Consider the following 20,634-nt stretch of genomic DNA (forward strand, 5'->3'; position numbering starts at 1 on the left):
GGCGACCCACAAACACGGGACAGCCGACACGCCGAAAAGATCCCCAGGTCAACCGCCACCTGTGCCCTTCAATTACCAGTCGTGCCAGCGTGACAGATGCGAACTGGTGTGCGATGATGATCTGGGTTTCAAAAATCGTCCCTCATTTGAGGTATGGTTTATGAAACCTACGGTTGTCTGGAGGGGTCCTTGCAGAACCTCAGCGGCGACTGGCGCGAGGAGCGTCTCGCCCAGCTCGATTTCACGATCGACCTGTTCCACGAGTCGCTCGATGCAGCCGGCGACGAGGTTCGTCGCTGCACCGACTACGACGCGCCAGCGATGCGGGGCACCACCTTCTGGAGCCGCACAAACCGCTTCATCGGCGAGAAGAAGGCGAAGGAAGGGTGGGACTACACAACGCGGGACAGCATCCTGCGCACGATCCACCCGTCCCGCAGCCACGCGGTCACCGCAGTCAGTGCTGCTGGCGGAGTCGGTGACCTGAAGAAGAAGGTTCGCTCCAGGAACCCGAAGGGGCCAAAGATGGCCCGGATCGTGGAGCGCAACGGGCAGTTCGCATTCATGTCGCGCGACGCGGTTCTCTATGGCCGGGAGCTCGACGAGATTCCGACCTGGTGCCTGCTCTACAAGTGGGAGAAGGACCGGCTCCTGGCTGAACTCTCCCTGCCGATCAAGATGAACGGCAAGTTCGTCGACGAGTGGCTGGAGCGGATCCCGCTGGACCTGCCCGACCTGGGAGAGATCGGCGTGGATGTCAACCTGCTCGACGCCCCCGAAGGCGACAACGGCGGCACCGAGGTCATCGTAGAGCTGCTGGGGGGCTGACAAGGCATCACCTGGTACGACATGGGAGTTGAGGAAAGTGTTCACCCCTGAACGGCTGGTTCTCGCGCGCAAGCGCCGGCGGATGACGCTGGCGGCCCTGGCGCGGGAATCGGGAGTCTCGTCGCAAAGCATCACGGCGTTCGAGAACAACCGCAAGCTGCCGTCGGAGGAGTCGCTTTCCTCACTCGCTACGGCCCTGCGATACCCGGTGTCGTTCTTCGAAGCGCCCGCGCCCGGAGAGATGCTGCCCGACATGGTGAGTTTCAGGGCACCGTCGAAGATGAGCGCCCTGGAGCGCGACAGCGCCCTGAGTTCGGGCGCCGTGGCAACCACACTGAACACCTGGCTGGAGGAACGTTTCAGGCTTCCGAAGCCCAATCTGCCAACCTACCCTCATCTGAACGCGGAGGAAGCCGCCGAACAGCTCAGAGCGTTCTGGGGACTGGGGGAGGCGCCAGTACCGAACCTGGTTCACCTGATGGAGGCCAACGGCGTGCGGGTGTTCTCGCTGGCGCCGGACTGTCTGGACGCGGATGCCTTCTCCACCATCAAGTCCGGCACTCCGTTCGTCTTCCTGAACACCCGCAAGACAGGCGAGCGGGGCCGCTTCGACGCCGCCCACGAGCTCGGCCACCTCGTCCTACACTGCGAGCACCGCATCCCCCACGGCCGGGACTCCGAGGGTGAGGCGAACGACTTCGCGTCCGCTTTCCTGATGCCCGCAGCTGGCATCACCACCCAGAAGCTTGGCAACGCCTCGGTGGAGCGCATCCTCAGCGCCAAGCGCCGCTGGGGCGTGTCAGCAATGGCGCTGACATACCGCCTGCGCAAACTCGAGTTGCTCTCAGAGTGGCGCTACAACCAGGCGATGAAGCAGTTGGCAAGCATGGGGTACCGCACATCCGAACCCGGCTCATTGTTGGTCCGCGAGAGCAGTCAACTGCTCGCAAAGGTCTTCGACGCCTTGCGCAAGCCACCTCTGAGCATGTCGCCCAGCGACGTGGCCACACAGATGAACATCTTCCATGAGGAGCTGAACGACTACGTCTTCGGCCTCGTACCCATCACTCCAGTCGACGGTGGAGGCGAGTTGAGCGCCCCCATCCGCCCGGCGCTCCGGCTGGTCACCAACTAACGCTCTATTTGGATCTTGGCTGATGGTCGTCCGGCACTCCCAGGAGCTGGGGGTGCCGAGTGGCGTGTGCCCACCGGGCCCTGTCGGCAAGGCCTGGAGGCGCGCACGACGGGCAGGAGGTCGCGTGATCCAGCGATCGCCTTCTCCCTCACACCCTTGGTTCAGACTTCTGCGAGGTCACGTTCATCGTCAACCACCCTGCTGTAGAAGTGGCCTGTGGCAGACGATGAAGAAAGCGCGCCGCCCTGGGTCCGGTTGCTGCTCCGCGAGCAGACCGCGCGCAACATCCACGGCAGCCTCCGAGCATCTGGAATCGCCGCGCCGCTAGAGGCCGTACGCGACCTGTGCAACCCGGTCGAGATGTACGACGCAGGCCCTTTTCCGCTCCCGCGTGAGTGAGCGCTTCATCTCCCCAGCGGCGGAGGCACGTTGTGCCCCCGTACCGGCTTCCGCTCCCCTGCTCGGCTCGGAGCCGCTGATTCTCGGCGGCCCCAGCCGGGTAGTGCTGCTGGCATATCGCGCAGGCAGCGCGGCCCCGCGTGGGGCCGCGCTGTCGTGGACCAGGGGGTGGACCGGGTGGCACGCCGAAAGACGGTGGCGGAGATCCTTGCCGAGGCGTACCGCTTGAAGCAGCAGGCGCGAGCCGCGCAGGCACAGGGCGGGGCCCAACAGGCGGCCGGCCGGCCTGCCGCTCCGGCGGCTCAACCCCGTCCCAGGAAGCGGAAGGTGGACCCCGCCGTCGAACACGCCCGGCTCCTGGCCGCCGGCGAGAAGCACCTCCAGCGCGAGGAAGCCGCCCGTGCCAAGGAAGCCGCCCGGGTGGAAGCCGAGTTGGCCAAGCGCCTGACGGCCCGGCGCCGGGAGGAGGAGGCGAGGAAACGCGCGGACGCCCTGGCCGAGAAGGAAGCCCAACGGCAAGCTCGGCAAGCCGAGACGACCCGGCTCAAGGCCCAGGCCGAGGAGGGCACCGCCAAGTGCAATCGGCGCCGCGAGGAGCTGGAATCGGTCCTGCTGCTGCGCCCCGAGGGCCTGGAGGCCTGGCACCCGCACGTCGAAGAAGCGTTCGCCCACGATGGCCCTCAGGGTGTCGCGGAGCTGATCGAGGACCTGCTGCAGCGCTCCCCCGTCCCCTCTGGCTGCCGGGCCGCGGCCCAGGCTGTCTACGTCCCCGAGGCCCAGCAGCTCCTGGTCGACGTCGAGCTGCCGAACCACGAGATCGTCCCGGCGGTGGCCTCTTACCGCTACGTCGCACAGCGCGCCCAGGTCGTCCCCCAGCCCGCCAAGCCGGCCGAGCTCAACGAGGCCTACGCCAGGCTGGTGGCCCGCCTGGCACTGCGCGCGCTGGACGAGGCGTTCTCCGCCACACCGGCCGCGTTCGTGGAGACCGTCATCCTCAACGGCCGTGTCAACGCCACCGATACGGCGACCGGTCAGGCGATCCGGGCCTGCGTCGTCAGTGTCGTCGCCCAGCGCAAGGACTTCGCCGAACTGGTCCTGGACGAGCCCCGGCTCGACCCGCAGCAGTGCCTCCACCGGCTCGGTGCCACCGTCTCCAAGCACCCCCACGACCTGGAACCGGTCACACCCATCGTCGAGGCCGACCTGTCCCGCTACCGCATCACCACCGACACCGCCGTGGTCGCCACCCTGGACAGCCGGCCCGACCTGCTCCAGATGAACCCCTACGACTTCGAACGCCTGGTCCGCGAACTCTTCGAAGCCATGGGCTACGAGACCTGGCGCACCCAGGGCTCCCGCGACGACGGCGTGGACGCCGTCGCGACACTGACCGACCCAACCGGGTCCACCATCTTCGCCATCCAGGCCAAGCGCTCCAAGAACATCGTCCCGGTGAACACCGTCCGCGCCATGTCCGGGGTCATCCAGGACAAGGACGCCGGCTACGGCATCGTCGTCACCACCTCGTGGTTCGGCAAGGACAGCTACGACTTCGCCCACCGCAACGGCCGCCTGCGCCTCATCGACGGCCGCAACCTCAAGGCCCTGCTCGCCGAGCACCTGAACATCGACGCCCTGATCGGACTGCCCAAGGTCCCCCCGGGCTGGCAGGCCGGCGACCTCGTGTGAAGTCGGCCAGGGACCTTCTCTGGCCCCCGAGCCGCCCGTCCCACAGAGCGCACGAGTAGGCCCACTGCGCGTAAGTCAACGGCACAGCCGGATCAACGATCCGTTGATCAGTAAGAAGCGGCCTAGACCAACAGCATCGGGCCGTCAGGGAATTTCGTTGGATCGAAGGATGCGGCGCGGTGGGCGCTTCGGTCGATCTTGATGACCCGGGCCGCAGGGAGGGCGGTCCAGGTGGTTCGCACCGAGGTGACGATCAGCTGGAAGCCCTGGTCGACGAGTTCCGAGAGTGCGTCGAAGAGCCTGTGTTCCGCCACGGCAGGCAGGAATCCGAAGGGCTCGTCGATTAGGACAATCCTGTTCGACGCACCGTCCGAGTCGACCAGGGAGCGCAGGCACGCCTGCCAGTTCTCCAGCCCGGAGGCCCGGCTGTCGAAAGCCTGGACAGCGTCGTCATTGAGGTAGTAGCAACTATACGGAGTCCGTTGGCTGTTCCAGGTGATCCGGAGGTGCTTCGCTAGGTCCTGGCTCGCTGGTCGCGGCTGCCCGACCAGGCGAGCGGAAAGCACTGAGTTCATCGATAGGGCCAGGGCTTCCAGCAGGATAGTTTTCCCGCTGGCGTTGGCGCCCACGAGCACAGTGATCCCCTCGTGGAAGCTGATTCCCTGGCGTAGCGCAGCGGCGACCGGCAGGGTGCCGAGTTCCTTATAGGAAGGTGGCAGTTCGGCAGCCTGGAGGATGGGGTTGGCCGTCACCGGCGAGGTGGCCGAGGCGTAGCCCTGGCGTGTGAGCCCCTGCTTGGCGATCCAGCGAATGGACTCCGCAGGGTCGTCGCAGAGGGAGCGGCGTGCGGCGAGTGCGACGCCGTCGTGGGGCCAGCCCTCAGTAAGGAACTCTGCGGCAACCGCCCGGACCGGTACCTCGCTGTCGCCGACCAGGGTGATCAGGCAGTCGCGGACTACAGGATCATCCGCCCACCCCTGAACCAGCGCCTGCACCACCGTCTCCCGGACTCCCGGATTCTCGTGCTGGGTGAGCCGGGCAAGCGCGTCCCGCGCGGCGTGGTCGCCCGCCCAGCCGTGCGCCAGCCCCAGCGCCGCCGTTTGCCGGACGTGGTGCTCGGGGTCGCCGGCCAGAGCCGCGACGGCGTCCCGGGCCTTGGGGTTCCCGGCCCAGGCGGCTGCCAGGCCCCAGGCCGCGCGGTGGCGGATGGCCGACTGGTCGTCATGGACGAGTCGCAGGAGGGTGTCGTGGGTGCTCGGGTGGTCGGCCCAGCTCGCCAAGACGGTCCGCAGGGCGGCGCTGCGGGCGAGCGGGTCGCTCAGCCGGGTGGCGGCCACCAGGATCGACAGTTCGTCGTCGGGGGCCAGCGGCGCGTCGTCTGCGAGGGCGCGCCGCAGCTCGGCAATCTTCTGCTCTTCCGCGTCGTTGTACTCCTGGACCCGGCCGAGGGCGGTCGCGATGTCCGCCAGCGCGGACTCGGCGTGGAGGCCATGAGAGAGGACGCTCCGGGTCGGCAGCGGCGGAGGGTCGGGCAGCGGCCGCAGGTGACCGACGTCGGTGTGCGCGGCCAGCCGCCGCAAGCTGCCCTGCGCCTGGTCCCACAGCAGCTCCAGCACCCGCCGCCGGTGGTCAACCCGGTCGAACTCCGCCTCTGCCGCCGCCTTGTACTCGACCGCCTCGGTGCGCTGCCGCTCGGCCAGCGAGTGCGGAACTGCCCGCCCGGCGGTGCGTGGTGCGCCGAACAAGTCGAGATCAAGCTCGGTGATGATGTCCCGCAGCGTGTCGATGATTTGCAGCAGCGTGCCCATCAGCGCCTGGGTGTCGCTCAGCTCCCGGCGGAGGCGGTCCCCGGTGCGATGCGCCCGTTCGAGGTCGAGCTGCGCCTGCAGCGTGGCGATGGCCGCCGCCGTGGTGGGCGGATCCGGTTGTGGCTGCGGCGACGCAGCTGGGCGGGACTTCAGCCGCCGGGCCTTGGTCAGCAGTTCCGTCGCCTCCCGACACAGAGCCTGGTGGCGATGCTGAGGCAGGCCGATGGCGGCGCTGGTGATCTCCAGGAAGACCCCGAGGAACCGGACCGACGGCAGCGCGGTGCCGCCCTTGAAAAGGCGGTCGAGGTGCGACTTTGAGAAGCTCATCCCACCCACGGGGGCGGCCGACCCGCCCGCCCCCGCCGCGATTTGCGCCTGCTCCTGGTCCGCCCGCTGCTGGAAAGCGAAGGCGATCTCACGCGCACTCAGGCCCGCCTCCTGCGCCCGGGTCCGAAGAAAGGCACCGAGTGCGAACGCCGCATCGGCCTCGTCTCCCGTTGGTGCACTCATCGCTGGTTTTCCTCGAACTCCTGCCCCGGGGCGCCTCAGACGCGTCCCTGGGAGTGGCCCGGGACACCCGCCATCCTCCCAGATCGGGCCTTCGGCCAGCGGGCGAATGCCCCGGGCGGTCCCGGGGTGTCCCAGCCTGTCCCAGCGCGGGTTGGGGGCACCGTCCGCGCCGAGCAAGCTGGCTGCGCGGTCGACGGCGACCGTGAAGTGTTCCGAACAGTGGGGGCGTACTGCGATGGCAATAAAGATCAACGAGGCAGCCCGGGCAATCGGCGAGGGATGCGCCAGCCATCTGGGCAGCGTTCCGGAGCTGCTGGTGGCCGCAGTGCCGGAGTTCCTCGGCGGACTCGCGGTGGCGCTGATCACTGCGCTGGCGGCCTGGGGCGTGCGTCGGCGGGGCTCCCGCCGGACGGTCCCGGTCGCTGCTGAGGAGAAGTCCAGCTGATGTGTCGCTGTTCGGCGCCACTGATGCGGGAGTTAGATGGCTGCTTCCGTGGTGGCCTAGGGAGTTTCGGCGGCACGCCCGCAAGGCGCCCAACGCCGCGCGCTGCATCTGCAAGATCCGAAAGAGAGGTCCTAGTACTCACGCGTTCTCAGGACTGCGGTAAGCCGTGGCAGGTTCCTGGCTCCGCCGACTGCCTGGTCCCCGGCTGGTCCCTGGCAGGATCACGGACCGGCCGCTCCAACGCCGTGAAACACCTGTCGGGCCATCAACAAAAAGGCCGCTGACCTGGGATTTCTCCCGGCCAACGGCCTTCCGACACAATGTCGGGACGACAGGATTTGAACCTGCGACCCCTTGACCCCCAGTCAAGTGCGCTACCAAGCTGCGCCACGTCCCGTGGTCTCGTGCCGTGCGGCGGGGCCTGGGGGGCTTTGCCGGTTGGCTTTTCGACCTTGTCTCCGGTTGTCCCGGCGACGTGGAAAACAATACAGCACGTCGGGGGGTGCTCGCTGCCAGATTCCGGGAGCGGGTGGGGTCGGTGGGTTCAGGGGGTCGGGTGGCGGGCGTCGTAGCGGAGGAAGGCGGGGCGGCGGGCGGCGAGGAGGAGGACGCAGGCGACGCAGGCGAGGCCGCCGGTGATGACGGAGGTGGCGGGGTTGCTGAGGGCGGCGACGGCGCCGGACTCGAAGTCGCCGAGGCGGGGGCCGCCGGCCACGACGACGATGAAGATCCCCTGGAGGCGGCCACGCATCTCGTCGGGGGCGGCGACCTGCATCATCGTGTTGCGGAAGATCATGCTGACGGTGTCCGCGCAGCCGGCCACCGCGAGCAGCAGGAGGCCGAGCCAGAGGTTGTGGAGGGCGCCGAAGGCGGCGATGGCGAGGCCCCAGGCGGAGACGGCGGCGAGGATCGCGACGCCCTGGCGGTGGACCCGGCCGACCCAGCCGGAGAAGAGCGCGCCGATCAGGGCGCCGACGGCCGGGGCGGAGACCAGCAGGCCGACGGTGCGGGCGTCGCCGGCGTAGAAGGTGACGGCGATCGCGGGGAAGAGGGCGCGGGGCATCCCGAAGATCATCGCGGCCAGGTCGGCGAGGAAGCTGGTGCGCAGGTTGGGCTGCTCCCGCAGGAAGCGCAGGCCGTCGAGGACGGAGGCGCGGCCCTTGCGCTCGCCCAGTGGCCGCATGGCGGGCAGTCGCCACATGGCGTACAGGGTGGCGGTGAAGGCGACGGTGTCGACCAGGTAGGCGGACTGGACGCCGAAGGCGCCGATCAGGACGCCGCCGAGCATCGGGCCGACGGTGAGGCCGAGGTTCATGCTGACGGTGTTCAGGGCGTTCGCCGCCGGGAGCCGGTGGGCGGGGACCAGTCGGGGGATCATCGCCGAGCGGGCGGGCGAGCTGAGCGCGAAGAACCCCGCCTGGACGGCGACGGCGGCGTAGAGGACGGCGACCGCGTGGAACCCGGCGAGGGCCTGGGCGGCGAGCAGGGCGGAGACGGCGGCCAGGCCGGCCGAGCCGATCAGGCCGAGCTTGCGGCGGTCCACGGTGTCGGCGATGGCGCCGCCGTACAGGCCGAAGGCGACCAGCGGGACGAGGGAGAACAGACCCACCAGGCCGGTCGCGAAGGCGGAGCCGGTCAGGTCGTAGACCTGGACGGAGACGGCCACGGCGGTCATCTGCTGGCCGATCGAGGACACCGCCTGACCGGACCAGACCCGGCGGTAGTCGGGGTGCTCGCGCAGCGGGCTGAGGTCGGCGAAGGCCCTGCGGTACCAGGGGAGGGCCGGTATCCCGCCCGATGTCCCGGGAGGGTCCGGGGTCTCGGAGGGGGTGGCGGGTGAGTCCGCGTCGGCTGGGACCACGGCGGGGACCACGGTGGGGGCGGCGGCGGTCGAGGTATCAGGGGGTTGCTTGGTCGTCACAACCGTCCATGGTTGCCCCGGCCCGCGCCGCTCCCGACACCGGGGGGCTCCCTCCCGCCCCGCACCGCCCCGCACCGACCGCCGGAGTCGCCCCCGACAGCCGGTGCGGCGCGCCCCGCCGACTACCGGGTGAGCACCTGCTTCTCGCCCGCCTCCACCGCGAAGTCCAGCCGGTTGCCCGGCGGCGGGAACGGGCAGATGAAGTGGTCCGCGAAGGCGCAGGGCGGCAGGTAGGCCCGGTTGAGGTCGAGGACCGTCCGGCCGTCCGCGTCCGGTGCGGGCAGGGTGATGAAGCGGAAGCGGTAGGTGTCGACACCGCTGGTGGCGTCCGCGATGACACCGGTGAGGCGCCGGCCGGAACGGCCGACGGTCAGGGTGCGGTGCTCGCCGGCCACCGTGAACTCGATCCGTCCGGTGACGGCCAGCGGGCGGTCCTTGCCGTCCGCGTTCGGGACGACGACCGACTGCCCCTCCTCCTCGAAGGGGGTGTAGACGGCGGGCACCGCCCACTCCGGCGCGTACGGGTACGCGGAGATGCCCGCGAAGCCGACCCGGCGGGGCGCGGCCGGGTCGAAGACCCGCAGGGCGAGCTCGCCCTCCCGCTCGATCGGGACGAGCAGCAGCTCGCCCTGGGTGGCGGTGTCGGCGGCCGGATCGGTGTCCGGGCGCAGCAGTACCTCGCCGTCCACCGGTCCGTCGGCGCGGTCGGCGCCGTCGACCGTGATGCCGTCGGCCGCGGCGGCCCGCACCCGGACGCCCTCGGCGTCGGCCCACCAGAGCCCGGGCAGGCCCGGGACCTCGGCCGGCTCGGGCGCCAGCCAGTGCGTGCCGGTGAGTGCGAGCTGGCCGTGCGGCGCGCTCACCGACGCCGCCCGCCCGTCACTCCAGTGCTTCCAGTCCTCCGCGGCCGTCGCCGTCATCGGTCAACCCTCCCGGTCCGGTCCCGCGGACGGCCCGCCGTTCGAGCCGTCCGTATCGGTCATCCTGCACAACGTCGTCCGTCGGTACGGATCATTCCCCGACCCCGGCAAGCCGCCGCCCCGTAAGGAGACTGCAATGCGGCGGCAACACACGGCAGCGGGGACCGCAACCGGGACGCGGTGGTCAGTCCTGCAGCGGGCGGAAGAGGCCCTCCTGCACCACCGACACCACCAGCTGCCCGCTCCGGTCGTAGATCTGCCCGCGGGCCAGGCCGCGCGCGCCGTGGGCGATCGGGGACTCCTGCTGGTAGAGCAGCCAGTCGTCGGCGCGGAACGGCCGGTGGAACCACATCGCGTGGTCGAGCGAGGCCATGTCGAAGTGCCGACGGCCCCACAGCGGCTCGACGGGGGCGCGCACGGCGTCCAGCAGCGTCATGTCGCTGGCGTAGGTGAGCGCGCAGACGTGGATCAGCGGATCGTCCGGCAGCGGACCGTTGGTGCGCAGCCACACGCCGCTGCGCGCCTCGACGTCGACCAGCTCGTGCTTGTGCCAGCGCAGCCGCTCGACGTAGCGGATGTCGAAGGGCTGGCGGCGGCTGATGAACGGGGGCAGTTCGCCGAGCCGGGAGCCGACCTCGTCCAGCGCGCTGGGCAGTTCCTCGGGCGCCGGGACCTCCGGCATCGGGTACTGGTGCTCGATGCTGCCCTCCTCCGGTCTGTGGAAGTCGGCGGTGAGCGAGAAGATCGACCGGCCGCCCTGGATGGCGAGCACCCGGCGGGTGGTGAAGGAACGGCCGTCGCGGATCCGGTCGACCTGGTAGACGATCGGCAGGCCGGGGACGCCGGGGCGCAGGAAGTACGCGTGCAGCGAGTGGACGGGGCGCTCGCCCTCGACCGTGCGCCCCGCCGCGACCAGCGCCTGTCCGGCGACCTGGCCGCCGAAGGTGCGCTGCAGTGCCTCCTCGGGACTGCGCCCGCGGAAGATGTTCAGTTCGATCTGCTCCAGGTCGAGCAGATCGACGAGGTCGTCGACGGGGGTACCCATGGGCGCGCCTCCCTCTCGTGGTTCCGGTCGAGTTCTCGTGATTTCGGTCGAGTTCTCCAGCTCACTCGAATTCTCCGGCGACCCGGGACATTCCCGCTCACCGGGCCGACCGCCCCTCCCCCTCACCGGGCCGACCGTCCCTCCCCCGCTACGCCCCCAGCCCCGACTGCCGCACCGTGATGTTGAGCCGCCCCTCCAGCTCCGGTTCGAACGCCCGGTCCGCCGTCCCCGGCAGCGTCCGCACCACCCCGTGGTACGCGAACCGGGACGGCCCGCCGAACACCAGGAGGTCCCCGCTGTGCAGTTCCAGGTCGGTCCACGGCCGGGTCCTGGTCTCGGTGTTCCCGAGCCGGAAGACGCAGTCGTCACCCAACGAGAGCGAGACCACCGGCGCGTCCACGCGCTCGTCGCGGTCCTGGTGCAGGCCCATCTTCGCGCCGTGGGGGTAGTGGTTCACGATCGCGGTGTCCGGTTCGTAGCCGACCGCGCCCGCGATCCCCCCGGCGTGCTCCCCGTAGGCGTCCGCCACCGCCCGCCGGGCGAGCTCCCCGAGCAGCGGCGGGAACGGCTTGACGGGGGCGCCGTCCTCGGCGACCCGCGCGTAGCCGTACGGGTACCAGTGCCAGCCGAGGCTCACCATCCGCACCGACATCAGCCCGCCGGTGGGCATCCGCACGCTGTGCAGCCCGGCCGGGGGCAGGGCCCACTCCCGGCAGGCCGCGACCAGGCGCCGCTGCGCGGCCCGGTCCAGCCAGTCGGGCAGCAGGACGGCGCCGGGAGCGGGTTCGGTCGGCACCCGGGCGCGGCCGGACCGGTCCCCGGGCAGGTCGTCGAACAGCTCGCCCTGGATCACCCCACCATCCTCCCGCACCGAGCCCTCCCGTACCGCGCCCTCCCCCACCAGCCCGCCTCCACCAAGCCCTCCCGCACCGCGCCCTCCCCCACCGCCCCCGCCGACGGGCCGGGGAGCCGGTCCTCGGCGTCTTGGCCGATCATCCCCAGCTCCCGGGCGCAGGACGGCCAGGCCTCCCAGCCCTGCCGCCGCAGGATCTCCTCCCCGACGGTGGTCTGCTCGCGCCGGCTCGCGTGGTCCGGCCGGTCGGCGAAGTGCAGGCCGCCGGTCTCCGCCCAGGTGGTCGGGTGGATCTGCAGGCCGCCGTAGTAGCCGTTGCCGGTGTCGGCCCGCCAGTCGCCGCCGCTCTCGCAGTCGGCGAGTTCGTCCCAGACGAGATCCGCGACCCGCACCGACGCCCCGACCCGCGCGCCTCCCGGGACCACGGCCGGCACCGCCGCCGCCAGTACCGCCGCCGCCACGGCCACACCCGCCCGGGCCACGGCCCGACCTGTCCGCTCGTCATACGGGTACGGCACGGCAGCCGACCCTAGGGACTCCGGGTCCCTATCGGGCCGCTCCGCCCCCGACACACCGGAAACGCCGACGGCCGCTCCCCCGCGTGGCGGAGGAGCGGCCGTGGCCGGGGAGCGGCGGCGCCGGCCCGAGCGACCAGGGGTCAGCTCATCGGGCCTCAGGCGCCCAGCTGTTCAGGAGCTCAAGAGCTCAAGAGCTCAAGAACGCAGGAGCTCAGACGCTCAGGGTCTGACCCGGGAAGATCAGGTCGGGGTTGCCACCGATGACCTTGGCGTTGTTCTTGTACAGGTCGTGCCAGTCCAGGCCCTGCGCGGCGGCGATGGAGCTCAGGGTGTCACCGGACTTGACGGTGTAGTTGCCCTTGGCCGGCTTGGCGTCGTTGGAGCCGGTCCAGGACTTGGCGCCGTTCCAGGACTTGGCGGCGTCCTTCTTCGACGCGGCGTCGGGCTTCGCGGCGTCGGCCTTGGGCGCAGCGGCCTTCGGCGCGGCGTCAGCCTTCGGCGCGGCAGCGGCCTTGGGGGCGGCGGCCTTCGGGGTGGCGGTCTTCGGCGCGGGGGTCTGCGCCGGCTTGGCGGCGGAGGTGCCGGCCGAGGTGTCGACGGCGGCCGGGGCGCCGCCCTTGGTCAGGCCCGCCTTGACGGAGCAGACCGGCCAGGCGCCGGGGCCCTGGGAGGCGAGGACCTTCTCGGCGACGGCGATCTGCTGCGCCTTGGTGGCCTGGTTGGCCTGCGAGGCGTAGGCGGTGCCGCCGAAGGCGGCCCAGGTGCTGGAGGTGAACTGCAGACCGCCGTAGAAACCGTTGCCGGTGTTGATGGCCCAGTTGCCGCCGCTCTCGCACTGGGCGACGGAGTCCCAGGTGGAGACCGGGGCAGCGGAGGCCGAGGTGGCCGTGACGAGGCCGGCCACCGGCAGGGCCGCGACAGCGGCGCCCGCCACGACGGCCATCCGAACGCGGTTGCGCTTGGTGGCGGCGGTGGTGGTGGCAGCGGCGTTCTCGTTACGGAAGGTCATGGGGTTCCTCTCGACAGCCCCGGGCGGGCATGCGGAACCAGACCCTCAAGAGGGCCGCGTTCGCTTGCCGCGTCCGTCGGACGGCCGTGCACGTGTCGGACGTGCCGCTTGCCGCCCTGGCCACCCAGCCGCTCGCCGACGACCTGTTCGAGCGATCGTGTCGGCGGGCACCTGCCGCGTCCGGCCGGGGCCGAGGGGCGGTGCGTCGGGGGTGAGCCCGGGTGGCGCTCGTTGCGCCGCCACAGAAGCTACGAGCCGGTAGGCGGTGAAACCAAAACTCCACCGGTCTGCCCAGCTCAGCGACGGGTTACCGCCGGTAATGGCCGTGGATTCATGCCCGAAATGTCTGATTTGACCATCGATTCCTAGATCAAACATCGCGGCGACGTGACCCACCCCACAGTTTCAATCCGGCAGTCCCGGCACCGACATCGACAGATTGCGACCACGAGAACACGTTGCGCGGTCGGATCCGGAGCAATTCCCGTCACCCTCGCCGGGCACCCGTGACGCCTGACACAAGGGCCCGTTGGGCATGCCGACCTCCCCTAGTCCGCCCCCATGACCCACCCGCACCCATCCGAGGAGACCCTGTGCCGCGCATGCTCGACGTCAGCGACGAGGTCCGGTCCGAGATCGGCGACGACGAGGCCGACCGCCTGCTCGGCGGCGACCGCGCCCCCGACAGCTACGAATGCACCTCCTGCCGCACCCCCGGTGACACCCACGTGGAGCCCACCAGCACCGTGCTGTTCGTCGGCGACGAGACCGCCGTGCTGGCCTTCGCCCACGCCCGCTGCATCCCGTCCCAGGTGGTGCCGGTCGCCGAGGAGCAGCTGGTCGGCGCCGTCCGCAGCATCAACCAGACCCGGCCCGCCGCCCCGGACGCCACCGTTCCCGCCCCGAACCTCACCCTCCCCGCCCCGGCCTCCCCCGCCGACGCGCCGGGCCAGCCCACCGCCCCCGGCCAGGCCGCCATCCTCGGCATCACCTGTGGGCTCGTCCTGCACGGCAAGGTCGGCCACGCCTCCCTGGTGGTCGAGCCCACCGGGCCGGTCGGCCGCCCCGGCAGCACCTCCGGCGAGGACGAGTTCCTCGACCTGCTCCAGGACGCCGGCTTCCAGCCGGTCGCCGACCTCGACGAGACGCCGGAGCAGCTGCCCGGCTGGTCGGTCCTGGTCGCGATGGGCAAGCTGCACGCGATCCTGCAGCCCGCCGCGGTCGGCGGCAGCACCGGCTGGTGGCAGGCCCACCAGCCGCTCCAGGTCACCGACGCCTGGCGGATGGCGGCCAGCCAGCTCTCCGAGGTGACCATGTACGCGGTCCCGGCCGGGATGGTCGGCCGCCAGCCCCGCGAGGACCTGCTGCGCCAGGCGCTGGAGCGGGCCGTCGCACTCGGTCAGGTCGTCGCCGCCTCCCTCCCGCTGGCCGGCACCTGATCCGCCGCCCCGGCGCACCGGACGGTGGCCACTGTCGCCCCGGGCAGCGGCCACCGTCCGGTGCGCGGCCGCCCCGCGCGTCGACCGCCGAGGAGCCTCACTCCCCTGAGCACCGCACCCGAGCACCGCGCCCGAGCACCGCGCACGCGTGAGCGCCCTGCGCGCCCGAACGCCCCGCATCCCCGTCGCCTCTCACTCGTTGGCCCCTACGTGTACAGCTACGACGTCTCCGCACCCGCCGGACGGTCGGCCACCGCCCCCCGCTCGATCCCGGGCATGCGCCCGTCGTACGACGCGGAGCACCCGCACTCGACGACCCCGATCTACGACGAGCTGTACTCCGAGTACCGACGACTGTTCCGCGCCCTGCCCGGCGACCGCTCGGGCGAGGAGGACCTGAGGTTCACCGGCTTCGCGATCCGCGACGGCGTACGCGACGGCCTTCGGGACGGTGTTCGCGACGGCATCCTCGGTGGCTACCCCCTGCTCGGCGAGCAGCGCCAGTACCCACCGCAGCACCAGGCCTTCCACTCCTACGGGGGCCAGCCCTCCGGCCTCCCCCAGTTCATGCCGGCGCAGTCGCAGCACTCCCCGCCCGGTCACCACACCGGCCATCACACCATCGGACACCACACCACCGGACACCACGCCGCCGCCCACCACACCGGCCACCCCGAGCCCACCGCCGCCACCAGCGACGGCCACGGCCAGGCCGCACCCCCCTCCCCCCAGTTCACCAACGGCCAGGGCTGGGTCGCCGCCGGCTACCTCGGCGCCGCCCCGCACGCGGTGCCCGCACCGCCGCCGGCCCCGTCCCCCGTGCTGGGCACCGCCACCGGCCTCGCCACCGCCCCGCCGTCCACCGGCGGCCGGCACCGCCAGATGCTCTCGCTCCCCCCGGGCCGCACCGGCAGCCACTGACCCACATGCGCCACCCCCACGCCCCCGGAAACGCCCGAGGGCCCCGCCACCACCGTGACGGAGCCCTCAGCTCGTACTACCTGGTCCCACCTGTCGCTATCGCGACCGCGACCACTACTTCCTCTTCCGCTTCTCCCGGACCCGCACCGAGATCGAGATCGGCGTCCCCGTGAAGCCGAACTCCTCGCGCAGCCGACGCTCGATGAAGCGCCGGTAGCCCGCCTCCAGGAAGCCCGAGGCGAACAGCACGAAGCGCGGCGGCCGGATGCCCGCCTGGGTGCCGAACAGGATGCGCGGCTGCTTGCCGCCCCGGATCGGGTGCGGGTGGGCGGCGACCAGCTCACCGAGGAAGGCGTTCAGGCGCGCGGTGGTGACGCGGGTCTCCCAGCCCGCCAGCGCGGTCTCGATCGCCGGGACGAGCTTCTCCATGTGCCGGCCGGTCTTGGCCGAGACGTTGACGCGCGGGGCCCACTGCACCTGGACGAGGTCGCGCTCGATCTCGCGCTCCAGGTAGTAGCGGCGCTCCTCGTCGAGCTGGTCCCACTTGTTGTAGGCGATGACGACGGCGCGCCCGGCCTCGACGGCCATCGAGATGATCCGGGTGTCCTGCTCGGCGAGGGTCTCGCTGGCGTCGACCAGGACGACCGCGACCTCGGCCTTCTCCAGGGCGGCGGAGGTGCGCAGCGAGGCGTAGAAGTCGGCGCCGGCGGTCAGGTGGACGCGGCGGCGGATACCGGCGGTGTCCACGAACTTCCAGGTCTTGCCGCCGAGTTCGATCATCTCGTCGACCGGGTCACGGGTGGTGCCGGCCAGCTCGTTGACGACCACCCGCTCCTCGCCGGCGACCTTGTTCAGCAGGCTGGACTTGCCGACGTTGGGTCGGCCGATCAGCGCGATCCGGCGCGGGCCGCCGGGGGCGGCGTCGCCGAAGGTCTGCGGCGGGGCCTCGGGCAGCGCGTCCATGACGGCGTCCAGCAGGTCGCCGGAGCCGCGGCCGTGCAGGGCGGAGACCGGGAACGGCTCGCCCAGGCCCAGCGACCACAGGTAGGCGGCCTCGGCCTCGGTGGCCGGGCCGTCGACCTTGTTGGCGCACAGGACGGTCGGCTTGCCCGCCCGGCGGATGAGCTTGATCAGGGCCTCGTCGGTGTCGGTGGCACCGACCTTGGCGTCCACCACGAACAGCACCGCGTCGGCCTGCTCGATGCCCAGCTCGGCCTGGGCGGCGACCATGGCGTCGATGCCGAGGACGTCGATCTCCCAGCCGCCGGTGTCGACGACCTTGAAGCGGCGGCCGTTCCAGCTGGCCTCGTAGGTGACCCGGTCGCGGGTGACGCCGGGCTTGTCCTCGACGACGGCCTCACGGCGGCCGATGATGCGGTTCACCAGGGTCGACTTGCCGACGTTCGGGCGGCCGACGACGGCCAGCACCGGCAGTCGGACGTGCGCGGCGCCGTCCTCGTCGTCGAAGCCGTCGAGGTCGAAGCCCTCTTCGGCCGCGAGGGCCATGTACTCGGCGTAGTCTGCGGCGTCCAGCTCACCGGGGCCGGTGGCGGAGTGCTCTGCGGTCATGTTCGTCTGTTCCGTTTCCCGGCCCGGCCCTTCCCAGGGGCGTGCCGTGCGTACCTGCCCCGCTGGGGCAGCGCGATGGTTTCCTCCGCAACGCCTCGACGGCCTGCGGATCGTGCATTGATCAGTTGATCAGTTGATCAGACCGAAAGGTCAGACCGAAGGGTCCAACCAGAAGGTCCGACCGAAGGGTCCGACCGGAAGGTCAGACCGAGGACAGTCCGGCCCGCTCCTCCACCAGGGCGGTGATCCGGTCGATCACCTGCTCCAGGGTGAGCTCACTGGTGTCCACCAGCACCGCGTCCGCGGCCTGGGTCAGCGGCGCCGTCTCCCGGGAGGAGTCGGCGGCGTCGCGGCGCGCGAGGTCGGCGGCCATCGCGGTGATGGTCGCCTCGTCCACGCCCTTGGCCCGCAGCTCGGCCGCCCGGCGCTCGGCCCGGGCCGCCTCGGAGGCGGTCAGGAACACCTTGACGGTGGCCCGCGGGAACACCACGGTCCCCATGTCCCGGCCCTCGGCGACGATGCCGCGCTCGGCGACCTCGGCGCAGCCGCGCTGCAGCTCCACCAGCCGGGTCCGCACCGCCGGCACCGCGGAGACGGCGCTGACCTGCGCCGTCACCTCGGGACCGCGGATCGGGCCGGAGACGTCCTGCCCGTCCACGGTGATGGTCGGCCCGTCGGCGTCCGTACCCGACACGATGACGGGCTTGCCGCACGCGACGGCCACCGCCTCCGGGTCGTCCACGTCCACGTCGTTGGCCAGCATCCACCAGGTCATGGCCCGGTACATGGCGCCGGTGTCCAGGAAGCTCAGGCCCAGCCGGGCGGCGACCGCCCGCGAGACGGTCGACTTGCCGGAGCCGGAGGGTCCGTCGATGGCGACGACGACCGGGGCGTGCGCTCGGTCGGCAGTGTCCACGGGGGCGAACCTCTCTCTGAGCATGCTGAGAGCATGGGAGCCGGACGCCTGCGCGGGCGGACGGCCGGGGATTGTCTCCCTCAAGGTTAATGGACCGCCGCCGAACCCCGCCCCGGCCGGGTCACCAGTGCTCTGCCCCGGCCAATGCGCCCGCCAGGTCCGGCCCGCGCGAGCCCTCCAAGTGCACCGTGCCGTCCCGCAGCCGCAGGCCGAAGTACCAGTCGTCGTCGCCCGCGCAGCGGACCAGGCAGAAGAGGCCGAAGCGGATGAGTGCGACGGCCGGGCCCACGGGCTCGCCCGCCACGTTCGCGACGGTGACGCCGTCCGTCGGCACCAGTTCGGCCCACGCGGCCCCGCTGACCTCCCGCACCCGCTCGATCGTCCACCCCTGCGGCAGTTGCTCCGCCGCCAGTGCGGCCTGCTCGGCCTCCGGGCCCACGGGCTCCCGCTCCACCGCCAGCACCGCGTTCCCGAGCCGGGGCCGCACGTACTCACCGTCCCGCTCGATCCCGAGCACCCCGCCGAGGAAGGCCATCGACCGAATCCCTCCGACCGTCTCCCACTGGAAGGGAACCTTGGAGACGTGCGACGGGAAGGCGTTCTCGGTGAACCGCGCCCGCCCGTCCAGCCACCGGAAGTCCGTCCGCGGCACCGGCCCCGCGAGCGTCTGGGTGTGGGCGAAGAAGGCGGTGATCCAGCCGGAGACGAAGTCCCCGCCCGACTCCGACTCCCACTTGTACAGCGAGCGCCAGAACTCCTGGTCCACCGGCCCGCCCGCCGCCGTCGCCGCGATCTCGTCCAGCACCGTCCGCAGCGCGGCGAACCACGGCCCGAGCGGCTCGAACCACTCCGCCAGTTCCCCGACCCGCTCCGCCAGCAACGCCCAGTCCGCGGCCGTGCCCTCCAGTCGGACCCGCGGGATGCCGCACATCGTGATCCAGAGGAATTCGTAGTACGGGCTGACCACGTCCATCAGCGCGACCAGCACCGAGGACACGTCGTCCGGCGTGGTGGTCGAGAACGCGGGCTGGAACAGCTCCACCAGCTCCGGCCCGATCTCCTTCGCCAGCGGTTCGCGGACCAGCCGGATCGACCGCGCCCAGTCCGCGTCGGCGCTCAGCAGGCTGTCGTCCCTGACCTGGATGGTCCGCTTCCGCCCGGGGGTGGCGCTGAACAGCCCCTCGTACCGCTCCGCGTCAAGCCGTACGTGCACCGCGACCTCGTGCACGACCGCGTACCAGAGCACGTCCGGCGACAGGCTCAGCGGCAGGTGCCGCGCGAAGGCGATGTGCGCGGCGCGCAGCAGCAGGCTCCAGGTCGGCTCCGCCTCCGCCACCGGCGGCTCGTACTCCTTCGGGGCCACCAGCAGCGTCCCCGCACTGCGGTGGAGGACGGTGAACTCCCCGCCGACCACCGCCGCCAGGAAGGCGTCGTTCCCGGCGACCTCCAGCTCCGCCGCGTCGCCCGGCTCCCGCCCGTCCCCGAGCTCGACCTCGACGATCACAGCCCACCCCCGTTCTCCAGTACCGCGTGGCCGAGCCGGGGCCGCAGGAACTCGCCGTCCCGTTCGATCCCGAGCACCCCGGCGACGAAGATCATCGACCGCTCAAAGCCCAGACGATCCCACACGAAGGGCACCACGGAAAGGTGCGAGGGGAAGTCGTTCACCGCGAAGGCGTCCCGGTGGTACGCCGACTCCGCCGCCTCCCGCCAGCCGAAGGTCTGCCGCAGCCGGGGGCCGTCCGGGGTCTGGGTGTGGGCGAAGAAGGCGGTCAGCCAGCCGGTCACCCGGGGGCCGCCGGACACCGACTCCCACTTGTACAGCGAGCGCCAGAAGCGTTCGTCCACCGGCCCGCCCGCCGCCGTCGCCGCGATCTCCGCCAGCACGGGGCGCAGCTCGGCGAACCAGGGCGCCAGCCAGTCGAAGCGCTCGGCCAGCGCGCCGACCCGGTCCGCCAGCAGCGCCCAGTCCGCGGCCGTGCCCTCCAGCCGCACCCGCGGGATGCCGCAGCGGGTCTCCCAGCGGAAGTCGTAGTACGGGCTGACCACGTCCATCAGCGTGACCAGCACCGAGGCCTCGTCGTCCGCCGTGGTGGTCGAGAACGAGGGCCGGAACAGCTCGACCGGCTCCGGGCCCAGCGCCGCCGTCAGCGGCCCCCGGACCAGCCGGATCGACCGCGCCCAGTCCGGAGCCCACTCCGGCGCCCACTCCGGCCCCGAAGCCGTCGGGTCCGGTCCCGCCAGCGAGTCGTCCCGCACCACCAGCGTCCGCGACCGGTCCGCCCCGCCGAACAGCGCCCGGTAGCGCGGTGGGTACATCCGGACGTGCACCGCGATCTCGTGCACGACCGCGTACCAGAGCACGTCCGGCGACAGGCTCAGCGGCAGGTGGTCGGCGAAGGCCGCGTGGGTGCCGCGCAGCAGCAGGCTGCAGGTCGGCTCGGACTCGACGTCCGCGCCGACACCGCCCGCATCATCGACACCGCCGACACCGCCGACACCGGCGAAGTCCGGCCGGGCAGGCCGTGGCCGCTCGACCATCGCCGCCACACTGCGGTGGCGGATCCGGAACCCCCCGCCCACCACCGCCCGCAGGAACCGCTCGTTCCCGAGGTCGACCGGCTCACCGTCGACCCCGCGCCGGGTCTCCCCCAGCGGCAACTCGATGATCACGCCCACTCCCCCTCCGGCACCGCCCGACGAGCGGTG

General features: G+C 71.6%; 17 protein-coding genes and 1 tRNA gene. 6 read left to right on the plus strand and 12 right to left on the minus strand.

The window, feature by feature from the left end; genetic code table 11:
• Positions 1–189 precede the first annotated feature (189 nt).
• The 3 genes from ACIP4P_RS29935 to ACIP4P_RS29945 all read left to right on the plus strand — a co-directional run bounded on the left by ACIP4P_RS29935 (position 190) and on the right by ACIP4P_RS29945 (position 4,051).
• Complete coding sequence (locus ACIP4P_RS29935) at positions 190–828, plus strand: hypothetical protein (RefSeq protein WP_400923764.1); 639 nt, start codon at positions 190–192, stop codon at positions 826–828.
• Between the two features lie 37 nt (positions 829–865).
• A complete protein-coding gene (locus ACIP4P_RS29940) occupies positions 866–1,963 on the plus strand; it encodes a helix-turn-helix domain-containing protein (RefSeq protein ID WP_400923766.1) in 1,098 nt (365 codons plus the stop codon).
• Positions 1,964–2,689: 726 nt separating this feature from the next.
• Positions 2,690–4,051 (plus strand): restriction endonuclease, encoded by a 1,362-nt coding sequence (locus ACIP4P_RS29945; protein WP_400923768.1) that lies wholly within the window; start codon positions 2,690–2,692, stop codon positions 4,049–4,051.
• A 122-nt stretch (positions 4,052–4,173) separates the two neighbouring features.
• Here the strand turns inward: ACIP4P_RS29945 and ACIP4P_RS29950 are convergent, their stop codons facing one another.
• On the minus strand, positions 4,174–6,369 hold the full coding sequence (locus ACIP4P_RS29950) for a HEAT repeat domain-containing protein (protein WP_400923770.1): 2,196 nt from the start codon (positions 6,367–6,369) through the stop codon (positions 4,174–4,176).
• A 235-nt stretch (positions 6,370–6,604) separates the two neighbouring features.
• On the opposite strand from ACIP4P_RS29950, the gene ACIP4P_RS29955 reads away from it, so the two are divergent.
• Positions 6,605–6,814, plus strand: coding sequence for a hypothetical protein (locus ACIP4P_RS29955; RefSeq protein WP_400923772.1), 210 nt, complete (start codon positions 6,605–6,607; stop codon positions 6,812–6,814).
• Between the two features lie 323 nt (positions 6,815–7,137).
• On the opposite strand, the gene ACIP4P_RS29960 is transcribed toward ACIP4P_RS29955, so the two are convergent.
• The 7 genes from ACIP4P_RS29960 to ACIP4P_RS29990 form a co-directional block, all read right to left on the minus strand.
• Positions 7,138–7,211, minus strand: a tRNA-Pro gene (locus tag ACIP4P_RS29960).
• Positions 7,212–7,358: 147 nt separating this feature from the next.
• Positions 7,359–8,603 (minus strand): MFS transporter, encoded by a 1,245-nt coding sequence (locus ACIP4P_RS29965; protein WP_400923827.1) that lies wholly within the window; start codon positions 8,601–8,603, stop codon positions 7,359–7,361.
• A 254-nt stretch (positions 8,604–8,857) separates the two neighbouring features.
• Complete coding sequence (locus tag ACIP4P_RS29970; protein ID WP_400923774.1) at positions 8,858–9,655, minus strand: DUF1684 domain-containing protein; 798 nt, start codon at positions 9,653–9,655, stop codon at positions 8,858–8,860.
• Positions 9,656–9,839: 184 nt separating this feature from the next.
• On the minus strand, positions 9,840–10,700 hold the full coding sequence (tesB, locus tag ACIP4P_RS29975; protein WP_350516292.1) for an acyl-CoA thioesterase II: 861 nt from the start codon (positions 10,698–10,700) through the stop codon (positions 9,840–9,842).
• A 148-nt stretch (positions 10,701–10,848) separates the two neighbouring features.
• A complete protein-coding gene (locus ACIP4P_RS29980; RefSeq protein WP_400923829.1) occupies positions 10,849–11,526 on the minus strand; it encodes an alpha-ketoglutarate-dependent dioxygenase AlkB family protein in 678 nt (225 codons plus the stop codon).
• 23 nt (positions 11,527–11,549) lie between these two features.
• The gene (locus tag ACIP4P_RS29985) at positions 11,550–12,071 is read right to left on the minus strand and encodes a transglycosylase family protein (protein WP_400923776.1); all 522 of its coding nucleotides are present in this window, start codon (positions 12,069–12,071) and stop codon (positions 11,550–11,552) included.
• Between the two features lie 211 nt (positions 12,072–12,282).
• Entirely contained in the window at positions 12,283–13,080 is a 798-nt protein-coding gene (locus ACIP4P_RS29990) for a transglycosylase family protein (protein WP_350516293.1), read from the minus strand.
• Between the two features lie 593 nt (positions 13,081–13,673).
• On the opposite strand from ACIP4P_RS29990, the gene ACIP4P_RS29995 reads away from it, so the two are divergent.
• The gene (locus ACIP4P_RS29995) at positions 13,674–14,519 is read left to right on the plus strand and encodes a hypothetical protein (RefSeq protein ID WP_400923779.1); all 846 of its coding nucleotides are present in this window, start codon (positions 13,674–13,676) and stop codon (positions 14,517–14,519) included.
• A gap of 210 nt (positions 14,520–14,729) precedes the next feature.
• Complete coding sequence (locus ACIP4P_RS30000) at positions 14,730–15,440, plus strand: hypothetical protein (protein ID WP_400923839.1); 711 nt, start codon at positions 14,730–14,732, stop codon at positions 15,438–15,440.
• Between the two features lie 114 nt (positions 15,441–15,554).
• Here ACIP4P_RS30000 and der read toward each other — a convergent pair whose 3' ends face one another.
• The 4 genes from der to ACIP4P_RS30020 all read right to left on the minus strand — a co-directional run bounded on the left by der (position 15,555) and on the right by ACIP4P_RS30020 (position 20,598).
• Positions 15,555–17,009, minus strand: coding sequence for a ribosome biogenesis GTPase Der (gene der / locus ACIP4P_RS30005; RefSeq protein WP_400923781.1), 1,455 nt, complete (start codon positions 17,007–17,009; stop codon positions 15,555–15,557).
• 202 nt (positions 17,010–17,211) lie between these two features.
• On the minus strand, positions 17,212–17,925 hold the full coding sequence (gene cmk / locus ACIP4P_RS30010; RefSeq protein WP_350516296.1) for a (d)CMP kinase: 714 nt from the start codon (positions 17,923–17,925) through the stop codon (positions 17,212–17,214).
• A gap of 121 nt (positions 17,926–18,046) precedes the next feature.
• Complete coding sequence (locus tag ACIP4P_RS30015; protein WP_400923784.1) at positions 18,047–19,429, minus strand: DUF4419 domain-containing protein; 1,383 nt, start codon at positions 19,427–19,429, stop codon at positions 18,047–18,049.
• Positions 19,426–20,598, minus strand: coding sequence for a DUF4419 domain-containing protein (locus tag ACIP4P_RS30020; protein ID WP_400923786.1), 1,173 nt, complete (start codon positions 20,596–20,598; stop codon positions 19,426–19,428). The genes ACIP4P_RS30015 and ACIP4P_RS30020 overlap by 4 nt, the downstream gene beginning before the upstream one ends.
• Positions 20,599–20,634 lie beyond the last annotated feature (36 nt).

The organism is Kitasatospora sp. NPDC089509 (assembly GCF_044749365.1).
Classification (GTDB): domain Bacteria; phylum Actinomycetota; class Actinomycetes; order Streptomycetales; family Streptomycetaceae; genus Kitasatospora.

Coding starts and splice junctions, on each gene's coding strand:
- ACIP4P_RS29950 (WP_400923770.1), bottom strand. CDS start 6,369: ATGAGTGCACCAACGGGAGACGAGGCCGATGCGGCGTTCGCACTCGGT.
- ACIP4P_RS29955 (WP_400923772.1), top strand. CDS start 6,605: ATGGCAATAAAGATCAACGAGGCAGCCCGGGCAATCGGCGAGGGATGC.
- ACIP4P_RS29970 (WP_400923774.1), bottom strand. CDS start 9,655: ATGACGGCGACGGCCGCGGAGGACTGGAAGCACTGGAGTGACGGGCGG.
- tesB (WP_350516292.1), bottom strand. CDS start 10,700: ATGGGTACCCCCGTCGACGACCTCGTCGATCTGCTCGACCTGGAGCAG.
- ACIP4P_RS29990 (WP_350516293.1), bottom strand. CDS start 13,080: ATGACCTTCCGTAACGAGAACGCCGCTGCCACCACCACCGCCGCCACC.
- der (WP_400923781.1), bottom strand. CDS start 17,009: ATGACCGCAGAGCACTCCGCCACCGGCCCCGGTGAGCTGGACGCCGCA.